Below are 10,245 nucleotides of genomic sequence, written 5' to 3'. Positions count from 1 at the left end.
AAGGACTACGTCCTGCCGACCGCGCAGGTGGCGGAAAAGGCTTAGGGCCGACCTCCGTGTGCATCTGGATCCCGGCCTTCGCCGGGAGGGGCGGGGCTCCAGAGTGATCCGACTGACCGAGGCCACGACCGAAGAGCACGGGGAGGTCATCGCGCTGACCAACCGTGCGTATCGCCAGGCCGAGGGCCAGACCGGGTGGAAGGTGGAGTCGCTGGTGGCGGGCCAGCGGATCGACGCCTCGCTCCTCGCCGAGGATCTCGCCGCGCCCGGCGCGGTGCTGCTGGTCGCGCGCGACGGCGCGGGCGCACGGGTGGGGCACGTGCGGCTGGACGATCAGGGCGACGGCGTCTGGTACCTGTCGATGCTGACGGTGGACCCCGCGCGGCAGGACGGCGGCCTGGGGCGCGAGATCCTGGGCGCGGCCGAGGCCTGGGCGACGGCCCGCGGCGGCGCGCGCATGCAGATGTCGGTGCTGCGTCAGCGCGACGAGCTGATCGCCTGGTACAGCCGCCGCGGCTATGCGCCGACGGGCGAGGAGAAGCCGTTCCCCTACGGCGACGCCCGTTTCGGACGGCCCACGCGCGACGACCTGAGGTTCCTGGTGCTGGAGAAGGCGCTGGCTCGGGCGGGGGGATGAAGGCGGGGTCCGCAGATCTCCCCTGGCTACGCACGCCCACCAGCACGTCGACCCGCCGGCCCGGACCTGAACGCTGGCGCATTAGTTGCCTCTCAGGCGTGCGCGTCCGCGGCAATTTCCCTCAACGGGAGAATAAAGTTCCGCGAACGTTGATCTCGAAATAGGTTCGGATCGGGGTGAGACAGGGGGTAATCCAATGAAGTTCAAGGCTTTGGCCATCGCTGCGGGGCTCGCGGCGATTTCGTCCGCGGCGCAGGCCGCCGACTATCTGCCGTTCGGCGTGCAGAACAACGTGAACGAATCCACCGTCCTCGGCGGCGGCTGGAGCGAATGCTACTCCGAGGCCTACGGCGCCAACGGCACGTCGATCAGCTCGATCCTCAGCGGGTGCTCGGCCGGCTCGCGGCTGATGCTGGCCGGTCGCGCCACGGGCAGCGACACGCTGCTGGTCCTGGCCCAGGCGGCCACGTCCGACGTGACGTTCAACACGGGCGGCAGCAACAACACGCACAACGCCAACGGCGTGGAGTGGTACTTCAGCAACAACTACTCCTGGGGCTTCGCGCCGGGCGGCTCGTCCGTCTCGCTCAACAGCTGCGACATCCAGGACAGCACCTCGTTCGGCACCGGCCCGACCGTGAACCAGCGCCTGTGCTGGCACACCGGCGGCGGCGCCATGAACGGCGGCTGGCGGATCGGCGCGATCGACTTCCTCAACAGCTCGAGCGACTACGAGAAGGTGATCTTCACCTACACGGGCGACGGCGGCGGCGCGGTGCCGGAACCGGCGACCTGGGCGCTGATGATCGGCGGCTTCGGCCTGGCCGGCGCCTCGCTGCGGCGGCGCCGGGCCGTCACGGCCTGACGGCCGGCGACAACCGAGACTGTGAGACGCCGGCCCTCGCGGGCCGGCGTTTTCATTTGGCGAGGCGGTAGACGCTGTCCGGCCCGGGCGCGCCTTCGGCCGCCAGGACGCCCGCGCGCACCAGGTGGATCATCCCGGCCAGCATCGAGCGGGCGGCGGCCGGATGCAGGCGCGCATCGACGTCGGCGTAGAGGCGCGGGACGAGCTCGTTGATGCGCGCCGGGCCCGCCGCAAGCGCGGTCGTGAGCTGGTCCAGACGCTCCTGGCGATGGTCGGCATAGGCCTGGATGAAGGCGTCCACGTCGCGGATCGGCGGGCCGTGGGTGGGCCACATGACATCGAACCTCCGGCGGCGGATGTCCGCGAGGCTCGCCAGGTAGTCGGTCATGTCCCCGTCGGGCGGCGTGATGACGGTCGTCGACCAGCCCATGATGTGGTCGCCGGTGAAGCAGGCGTTCTCTTCGCGCAGGGCGAAGCAGATGTGGTTGGAGGTGTGGCCGGGGGTGGCGATGGCCTCCATCGTCCAGCCGGCGCCCTCGATGACCTGGCCGCCCCCGCAGAGGCTGACATCGGGCGAGAAGGCGAGGTCGTGGCCGGCCTCCATCTTCACGCCCCCATCGTCGGCGTCGTGGGCCGCCACCGCGCAGCCGTAGACCGGCGCGCCGGTGCGGGCCTTCAGCGGCCCGGCCAGGGGCGAGTGGTCGGAATGGTGGTGGGTGATGAGGATGTGGCTGACCGTCTCGCCCTCCACCGCCTTCAGGATGGCCTCGAGGTGGGCCGGGTCGTCGGGGCCCGGGTCGATCACCGCGACCTGGCCCTTGCCCACGATGTACGTGCCGGTCCCCCGAAAGGTGAACGGGCCGGGGTTGTTCGCCGTGACGCGCCGGATCAGCGGCGAGACCTGGTCGCAGCGGCCGTACTCGATGTCGATCTCGCGGACGTAGGGGATGCTCATCCGCCCAGGACCCCGGAGAGGTCGTAGCCGGCGTCGCGCCCCAGGCGCACCAGTTCGTCGCGGGGACGGGCGCCGGACTGCGCCTGGACCAGCGACCAGGTGACGATCGAGCGCGTGCCCGAGCGGCAGAAAGCGAGCACCGGCCGTTCCGCCGTCTCGAGGATGCGGCCGACGGCCTCGACCTGCGGCTGGGTCGGGCCGCCGACCACCGGGACGTGGAAGTACGCGAGCCCGGCGGCCTTGGCGGCGGCCTCGATCTCGGCGCTGGGGGGCTGGCCGGGCGCCTCGCCGTCGGGGCGGTTGTTGATGATCGTGCGGAAGCCCAGCCGGGCGGCCTCGTCGACGTCGGCGACGCTGATCTGGGGGGCGGTGGTGAAGTCGTCGGTGACGCGTCGGAAGTCGCTCATGCGGATGGCCTTACCGGAGAACAGGGGTTCGTTGACATCATCGGGGGTGGGTGGAAGTTTCGCAACGTCCGGGCCGCGTGGCTCTTCCGGGGTAAGGCTTCTCGAGCGCCATGCTGCGATACATCGGCCGGCGGCTCCTCGTGGCGATCCCGACGCTGTTCCTGGTGATCACGGCCGCCTTCTTCATGATGCGCGCCGCCCCCGGCAGTCCCTTCGATTCCGACCGCAAGCTGCTGCCCGAGATCGAGGCAAACGTGCTGGCGCAGTACGGCATGAACAAGCCGCTGGGCGAGCAGTACCTGGACTACCTGGCCGGCGTCGCGCGCGGCGACCTGGGTCCTTCGCTGAAGTACCGCGACAAGAGCGTCCTCGACATCCTGAAGGAGAACTACGAGCCCTCGCTGAAGCTGGGGGTGGCGGCGATTACCCTGGCCTCGATCATCGGGATCAGCCTGGGCGTCATCGCGGCGCTGCGGCAGAACCGGACGGCGGACAACCTGGTGATGGCGGTGGCGATCCTGGGCGTCTGCATCCCCACCTTCGTGACCGCGCCGCTGCTGGTGCTGGCCCTGGCGTCGAAGCTGGGGTGGTTCCCCACGGCGGGCTGGAACGACGGGGCGCTGGCGAACCTGGTCCTGCCGGTCACCGTGCTGGCGCTGCCGCAGATCGCCATCATTTCGCGGCTCACGCGGGCCGGGATGATCGAGGTGCTGAGCGCGAACTACATCCGCACCGCGCGCGCCAAGGGCCTGCCCGAGAGCCTGATCGTCCGCAAGCACGCGCTGCGGGCGGCGATCCTGCCGCTCGTGAGCTACCTGGGTCCGGCGTGCGCCGGGCTGATCACCGGCTCGCTGGTGGTGGAGAAGATCTTCAACCTGCCGGGCCTCGGGAAGTTCTTCGTCATCAGCGGCCTGCAGCGGGACTACACGGTCGTGATGGGCATGGTCATCTTCTACGCCGCCCTGATCCTGGTCCTGAACCTCCTCGCCGATCTGCTCTACGCGGCCCTGGACCCGCGGGTGAGGCTGGCATGAGGCCTTCGCTCCCTCGAACGGCTGCGATGTCCGAGGGCCGCGCGTGGAGAGGTCCTTCCGTCGCGGATAGACCCCCTCCACCGCCTTCGGCGGTCCCCCTCCCCCTGCGGGGGAGGACCTGGGGAAATCCAGCGCCGACCCGGATCGTGGCCGACCATCGCCCTGGTCCTCCCCTGCAAGGGGAGGGGGACCCTGCGCCGCAGGGTGGAGGGGTCGCTGGCGCCGCGGACAGCCCCCCTCCACCACCTTCGGCGGTCCCCCTCCCCCTGCGGGGGAGGACTGTGGAGGGCGGCTCGACCGGCCGGCCGATGACGTCTTCGGCGCGCCGCGCCGGCGCGGGAGCTTCAGCGTGACGGCCTCGGTGACCGCGCCGGCCATCAAGGGCCGCAGCCTGTGGGATGACGCGCGCCGGCGGCTCTTCCGCAACCGGGCTGCGGTCGCGAGCATGGTCGTGCTGGCCCTGCTGGTCCTGGCCGCCGCGGTCGGGCCGGCCCTGACGCCCTTCACCTACGACCAGGTGAACAAGGAGGACGTCTGGCTGCCGCCGCTGACGAACGGCCACCTGCTGGGCACCGACGCCCTGGGCCGCGACCTGCTGGCGCGGCTGCTGACGGGGCTGAGGGTGTCGCTGGCCATCGGCGCCGTGGCCACCCTGGTCTCGCTGGTCATCGGCGTCGCCTGGGGCGCGACCGCCGGCTACGTCGGCGGCAAGCTGGACGAGGTCATGATGCGGGCGGTGGACGTCCTCTATTCGCTGCCCTTCATCTTCTTCGTCATCCTGCTGATGGTGACCTTCGGGTCCAACATCGTGCTGATCTTCGTGGCCATCGGCGCGGTCGAGTGGCTGACCATGAGCCGCATCGTGCGGGGCCAGACCCTGACGCTGAAGCACAAGGAGTTCATCGAGGCCGCCCGCGCCGCCGGTCTTGGCCGAACGGCGATCGTTGCGCGGCATATCGTCCCGAACCTGCTGGGACCGGTGGTCGTCTACGTGACCTTGACCATTCCCGCTGTCATCCTCGCCGAGAGCTTCCTGAGCTTCCTCGGCTTGGGCGTGCAGCCGCCGATGGCGTCGCTGGGCGTCCTGATCGCGGGGGGCGCCTCGGACATGGAGCTCGCGCCCTGGCTGCTGGTGTTCCCGTCCCTGGTCATGATCGTGACGCTCATGTGCTTCAACTTCATCGGCGACGGATTGCGCGACGCCATCGATCCCAAGGACAGGTGAGGATGGCCGGGGGGCAGTCCACATCACCGCAGCAACACCTGGCCGACGCGGTGGCGGCCATGCAGCGCGGGGACCCGACCGGCGCCCTGCGCAGCGTCGAGGAAGCCGAGCGCGCCGCGCCGTTCGACCCGCACGTGAAGATGCAGAAGGCGCTGATCCATCGCGTGAGCGGCGCGCTGCCCGCGGCGCTGGCCGCGCTCGACGAAGCGCTGTCTCTGGACCCGTACAACTTCCTGGCCCTGCTCTCGAAGGGCGCGGTGGTCGAGAGGCTGGAGGGCGCGCGGGTGGCGGCGCGCATCTACGAGAACGCCATCAAGCTGGCGCCGGCCGAGGCGCAGCTCCCGCCCAACCTGAGGAGCCCGCTGGCCCGCGCGCGGCAGGTGGTGGAGGAGACGCGGCAGGCCCTGGCGAAGTACCTGGCCGACCAGGTGGGCGCGATCGACGGCGCCGGCAGCGAGCTGGCCCAGAAGCGGCTGGAGGAGGCGATCGGCGTCTACGCCGGGGTGCGGAAGGTCTATCAGCACGAGCCGCTGCTGCTGCACTACCCGCGCCTGCCGGCGATCCCGTTCTACCCCCGCGAGCTGTTCCCATGGCTGCCCGAGCTGGAGGCGGCGACCGAGGCGATCCAGGGCGAGCTTCGGGCGGCGCTCGCCACCCGGATGGACGCCTTCGCGCCCTACATCCAGTACCCGCCGGACGCGCCGGTGAACCAGTGGGAGGAGCTCAACCACTCGCGCCGCTGGAGCTCGCTGTTCCTCTGGAAGGACGGCGTCCGCAACGAGGCGGTGTGCGCCGCCTGCCCGAAGACCGCCGCGCTCCTGGACCGCCTGCCGATGGCGCACCAGCCGGGCTTTGCGCCCACCGCCATGTTCTCGGCGCTCGATGCGCATACGCGCATCCCGCCGCACACGGGCTCGACCAACGTGCGCCTGCTCTGCCACCTGCCGCTCGTATTGCCCGGGCCGGCGCGCTTCCGGGTGGGCAACGAGACGCGGTCCTGGGCGATGGGCCAGGCCTGGGTCTTCGACGACACGATCGAGCACGAGGCCTGGAACGACGCCGACGAACTGCGCGTCATCCTGATCTTCGACGTCTGGAATCCCTACCTGGAGCCGGGCGAGCGCGAGCGGATCAACGCCATGATGGCCGCGCGGAACGCGTTCTACGGAAGCTGAGCGGGACTATTCCGTGCGCCGCGCGCGGAACGCCCGCTGATTGCCGACCGTCATCAGGAAGCTGCCGAGCGAGGCGCGGCGGATCTTCACCGGCATGCCGGGCTTGGGCGTCCGCGAGACCTCGTTGCTGTCGATCTGCGCCCAGACGGCGCCGTCCTCCAGCTTGATGATCCACTGGCCCATGCCGTTCTGGCGGGCGGCCTGGACGACGCCCGAGACGTTTTCCAGCTCCTCCTGGGTCTCGCCCTTCTCGAAGAGGGAGATCGAGGGGAGCGAGAAGCCGAAGGCCTGGCGGCGGACCTTGCGGGCCTGGTCGCGGTCGACGACGACGATGTCGCCCTTGGCCTCGGCCTGGTCCAGCGCCGCGGCGGTGTCGTCGTAGCAGGCGAGGCGGGCCGCGCCGTCGGCGATCTTGCGGCAGTCCACCAGCTTCTGGACGATGGCGGCGCGAGCCTCGCCCTTCGGCTGGGCGGAGGCCGTCGCGGCGACGCCCGCAAGGCTGAGGCCGAACGCGGCCGCTAGCACCCATCTCATCGCCGAACACCCCGAGGACGCATCCCTTCCAATACGCGACGGCCGCCGCGTCGCGCAACGCCCGCGGCCGAACGGCGGCTTCCGGAGCGGGGGGGCGACGTCCCGCGCCGCGGCGCATGTGTGACATCGAGGTGACATACGCCGTCGCAAATAAAGCTTGGCAATTCGCTTCCAATTGACGCGGAGAGAAGGTCGTCGGCAAGCCCGAGCCAAATCCTCCCCCAATCCTCAAGAAGCTTAGGCGTAGCAGATGAAATTTTCGCGTCAGTCCTTGCTGACCTCTACTATGGCTACCGCGGTTCTTTCTGCGGTCTCGGCGACCCCTGTTCTTGCGCAAGACGCGGTGGATGTTGGCGAGATCGTGGTGACGGGCTCGCGCATCGCGCGTCCCAACCTCGACGCGCCCACGCCGGTTTCGGTGATCGACACGCGCACCATCGAGGCCCGCGGCGCCATCAACACGGGCGACGTGATCCGCACCCTGCCGGCCGCCGGCGTGTCGTCGATCACCCCGACCAACTCCGGCTTCCAGACCGCCGCCAACGGCATCACGACCGTGGACCTGCGCAACCTGGGCGAGGACCGCACGCTGGTGCTGGTGAACGGCCGCCGCTTCGTGGCCGGGCTGGTGGGCACGCAGGTGGTCGACTTCAACACCATCCCCACCGAGCTGGTGGATCGCGTGGACGTGGTCACCGGCGGCGCCTCGGCGACCTACGGATCGGACGCGCTGGCTGGCGTCGTCAACATCATCACCAAGCGCAACATCGACGGCGTGATCGTCGCGGGCCAGTACGGCCTCTCCGAGCGTGAGGACGACGAGCGGATCAAGGTGTCGGTCACCGCCGGCAAGACCTTCGCCGACGGCAAGGGCTCGATCACCGCGTCGCTCGGCTACAACCAGATCGGCTCGATCTACGCCAAGGACCGCAAGGACCAGGGTCTCGACCTCGACGCGGTGGACGACTACGACGGCGATCCCGCGAACTACAAGCTGATCCACAGCCAGACGGCGGGCCTGTTCTCGTCCTACACGCCGACGGGGGTGTTCGAGCTGCCGCGCGAGGGCGCGTCGAGCCTGCTGCGCACCTATGACGCCTCGGGGACGCTGGTCCCCTACAGCGGCGCCCTGGGCTTCAACCGCCAGGGTTCGCGCCTGCTGCAGGTGCCGCTCAAGCAGTGGAACTTCGCCACCTATGGCTCGTACGAGTTCAACGAGAAGGCCCGCCTGTTCACCGAGGTGAACTTCGTCTCCTCGAAGCTGACCTCGAACATCGAGGCGACGCCGCTGGGGTCGGACCAGATCTACGGCGCCTTCGCCTTCTGCGACACCGGCGTCTGCCAGAGCGGCGTGCCGATCCTGTCGGCCGTGGTGCCGGAGGCCGTGCGCAACGCCGCGCGCGCCGCCAACCCGGGCGTCAGCGACGACAACCTGGTGGTGGGCTTCCGCCGCCGACTGACCGAAGTGGGCGACCGCGGCAACGACATCGACCGCCAGACCTTCCGCTTCGTGGCCGGCATCGAGGGCGACATCAACCCGGCCCACCACTACGAGTTGTCGATCAACTACGGCCGTACCGACGACGAGCAGACGTCCTCGGGCGACATCGACGCGGTGCGGTTCCGCAACGCGCTGGACGCGGTGGTCGTGAACGGCTCGGCGGTGTGCCGCGACCCCGCCGCCCGGGCCGCCGGCTGCGTGCCCATCAACATCTTCGGCGCGGGCTCGATCACCCCGCAGGCGGCCGACTACGTGCGCGTGCCGACCAGCCGCGACGCGTTCGTCGAGCAGCTCGTGGTCAACGGCTTCCTGCGCGGCGACCTGTTCGAGCTGCCCGCGGGCACGGTGGGCTACGCCGCCGGCGCCGAATACCGCCGCGAGCGTGCGGCGGACGTCCCGGACCTGCTCACCCAGACCGGCCAGACCTCGGGCAACGCGACGCCGCCCACCCGCGGCCGGTTCGACGTGACCGAGCTGTTCGGCGAGCTGCGCGTGCCCATCCTGGCCGACCTGCCGTTCGTCCAGTCGCTCGACCTGAACCTGGCGGGCCGATACTCGAACTACTCGACCGTCGGCGTGACCGAGGCGTGGGCCGCTTCGGTGGAGTACCAGCCCGCCTCGTGGCTGAAGCTGCGCGGCCAGTTCGCGCGGGCGGTGCGGGCGCCGAACATCTCGGAGCTCTACTCGCCGGCCTCGCAGGACTTCCCGACCGTCAATGATCCCTGCGCGGGCGTCACGCGGACCGCGGGCGGCCAGGCGGCCTTCTTCAACACCCGCACCAACATCGGGGACCCCTCGGCGGTGCTGGGCAGCGGCGTCAACGCGGCGACGGTCGGCAACGCGGTCGCGACCGCCTGCCTCGCCGACCCGGCGGTGGCGGCCCGCGTCGCGCGTGACGGCGGCTTTGCGCTGACCCAGATCGAGCAGCAGGGCGTCACCGGCTTCGACGGCGGCAACGCGAACCTTCGGGCCGAGAAGGGCGACAGCTACACCGTCGGGCTGCTCATCAACCCGAAGGGCATGGGCTTCCTCGACAACCTGTCGCTGTCGGTCGACTACTACGTCATCAAAATCAAGGACCGCATCGCGACCATCAGCGAGGACAAGCTGCTGACGGGCTGCTACGGGCCGGCCGGCTTCAACACGGGCAACGCGTTCTGTTCGGCCGTCGGCCGCTTCGGATCCGGTCCCTCCGTGGGCGCGCTGAACTTCGTCAACCAGGTGAACGACAACTTCGCCGAGACGGACACGCGCGGCTGGGACGTGCAGGTGAGCTATCGCCAGGACCTCAACGACCTGGGCTTCCTCGACGGCCTCTACGGCGGCGAGAAGGGCGCCCTCACGATGAGCCTGGCCTACGGCTACCTTGAGAAGCTGCAGACCACGCCGTTCAAGGGCGCCGATCGCGCGGACTTCATCTACGACGCCGGAACGGTGGGCGCGCCGACCAACGAGTGGACGCTGGACCTGCTCTACCGGCGCGGTCCGCTGCAGCTGGCCTGGAACACCCAGTTCATCGGCGACGTGGTGGTGACCAAGGACGTCAACGACTTCTACTACAACGTCCCGCTGAGCTCGAAGACGTTCCACAACGCCCAGGTCCGTTACGATGTGACGGAGAAGGCCAGCATCTACGCCGGCGTGGACAACATCTTCGACAACTACCAGTTCGTGGGCGGCACCTCGGGCCTGGTGCCCGGCCAGACGACGGGATGGACGACCTATCCCGACGTCTATGACGCCGTGGGCCGGCGGTTCTACGCTGGGGCCCGCATGCGATTCTAACGGTCAGGAATCGGGGCGGCGCAGACAGGCGCCGTCCCGAGCGACCCGTCCCCGCAGTTCACGTTCCTTGACGAATCCTTGCCGCATTCCTGCTGGAGTGCGGCATTCTGTGACCAGAATGCGACAG

The 10,245-nt window shown here is 69.8% G+C and carries 9 protein-coding genes; 6 read left to right on the top strand and 3 right to left on the bottom strand.

All coding sequences use genetic code 11. The features are described 5' to 3' along the window. Positions 1-103: 103 nt before the first annotated feature. Both JNK30_RS09525 and JNK30_RS09520 read left to right on the top strand, forming a co-directional pair. A complete protein-coding gene (locus tag JNK30_RS09525; RefSeq protein WP_293481975.1) occupies positions 104-637 on the top strand; it encodes a GNAT family N-acetyltransferase in 534 nt (177 codons plus the stop codon). Positions 638-833: 196 nt separating this feature from the next. Continuing rightward, the gene (locus JNK30_RS09520) at positions 834-1,502 is read left to right on the top strand and encodes a PEPxxWA-CTERM sorting domain-containing protein (RefSeq protein ID WP_293481973.1); all 669 of its coding nucleotides are present in this window, start codon (positions 834-836) and stop codon (positions 1,500-1,502) included. 52 nt (positions 1,503-1,554) lie between these two features. On the opposite strand, the gene JNK30_RS09515 is transcribed toward JNK30_RS09520, so the two are convergent. Both JNK30_RS09515 and JNK30_RS09510 read right to left on the bottom strand, forming a co-directional pair. After that, positions 1,555-2,457 carry an MBL fold metallo-hydrolase gene (locus JNK30_RS09515; RefSeq protein ID WP_293481971.1) on the bottom strand — a complete coding sequence of 301 codons (903 nt, stop codon included), beginning with the start codon at positions 2,455-2,457 and terminating at the stop codon, positions 1,555-1,557. After that, positions 2,454-2,864 (bottom strand): TIGR01244 family sulfur transferase, encoded by a 411-nt coding sequence (locus JNK30_RS09510; protein WP_293481969.1) that lies wholly within the window; start codon positions 2,862-2,864, stop codon positions 2,454-2,456. Before JNK30_RS09510 ends, JNK30_RS09515 begins: the two co-directional genes overlap by 4 nt. Before the next feature lie 110 nt (positions 2,865-2,974). Between JNK30_RS09510 and JNK30_RS09505 the strand changes: the two genes are divergently transcribed. The 3 genes from JNK30_RS09505 (at position 2,975) to JNK30_RS09495 (ending at position 6,298) form a co-directional block, all read left to right on the top strand. Continuing rightward, positions 2,975-3,898, top strand: a complete 924-nt coding sequence (locus JNK30_RS09505) for an ABC transporter permease subunit (RefSeq protein WP_293481967.1) — start codon at positions 2,975-2,977, stop codon at positions 3,896-3,898. Positions 3,899-4,247: 349 nt separating this feature from the next. Beyond that, positions 4,248-5,123, top strand: a complete 876-nt coding sequence (locus JNK30_RS09500; protein ID WP_293481965.1) for an ABC transporter permease subunit — start codon at positions 4,248-4,250, stop codon at positions 5,121-5,123. 2 nt (positions 5,124-5,125) lie between these two features. Beyond that, positions 5,126-6,298 (top strand): aspartyl/asparaginyl beta-hydroxylase domain-containing protein, encoded by a 1,173-nt coding sequence (locus tag JNK30_RS09495; RefSeq protein WP_293481963.1) that lies wholly within the window; start codon positions 5,126-5,128, stop codon positions 6,296-6,298. Positions 6,299-6,304: 6 nt separating this feature from the next. Here the strand turns inward: JNK30_RS09495 and JNK30_RS09490 are convergent, their stop codons facing one another. Then, complete coding sequence (locus JNK30_RS09490) at positions 6,305-6,832, bottom strand: hypothetical protein (RefSeq protein ID WP_293481961.1); 528 nt, start codon at positions 6,830-6,832, stop codon at positions 6,305-6,307. A 343-nt stretch (positions 6,833-7,175) separates the two neighbouring features. On the opposite strand from JNK30_RS09490, the gene JNK30_RS09485 reads away from it, so the two are divergent. Then, the gene (locus JNK30_RS09485) at positions 7,176-10,118 is read left to right on the top strand and encodes a TonB-dependent siderophore receptor (RefSeq protein WP_293481959.1); all 2,943 of its coding nucleotides are present in this window, start codon (positions 7,176-7,178) and stop codon (positions 10,116-10,118) included. The last annotated feature ends 127 nt before the right edge of the window (positions 10,119-10,245 follow it).

The sequence above is a fragment of the Phenylobacterium sp. genome (genome assembly GCF_016793225.1).
Lineage (GTDB): Bacteria > Pseudomonadota > Alphaproteobacteria > Caulobacterales > Caulobacteraceae > Phenylobacterium.
The sequence above is the reverse complement of the archived record's forward strand: the minus strand, read 5'-3'. Positions and strand labels throughout refer to the sequence as shown.

Excerpts from the sequence above, each read along its gene's own strand:
- JNK30_RS09520 (WP_293481973.1), top strand. The coding sequence starts at position 834 with ATGAAGTTCAAGGCTTTGGCCATCGCTGCGGGGCTCGCGGCGATTTCG.
- JNK30_RS09515 (WP_293481971.1), bottom strand. The coding sequence starts at position 2,457 with ATGAGCATCCCCTACGTCCGCGAGATCGACATCGAGTACGGCCGCTGC.
- JNK30_RS09510 (WP_293481969.1), bottom strand. The coding sequence starts at position 2,864 with ATGAGCGACTTCCGACGCGTCACCGACGACTTCACCACCGCCCCCCAG.
- JNK30_RS09505 (WP_293481967.1), top strand. The coding sequence starts at position 2,975 with ATGCTGCGATACATCGGCCGGCGGCTCCTCGTGGCGATCCCGACGCTG.
- JNK30_RS09495 (WP_293481963.1), top strand. The coding sequence starts at position 5,126 with ATGGCCGGGGGGCAGTCCACATCACCGCAGCAACACCTGGCCGACGCG.
- JNK30_RS09490 (WP_293481961.1), bottom strand. The coding sequence starts at position 6,832 with ATGAGATGGGTGCTAGCGGCCGCGTTCGGCCTCAGCCTTGCGGGCGTC.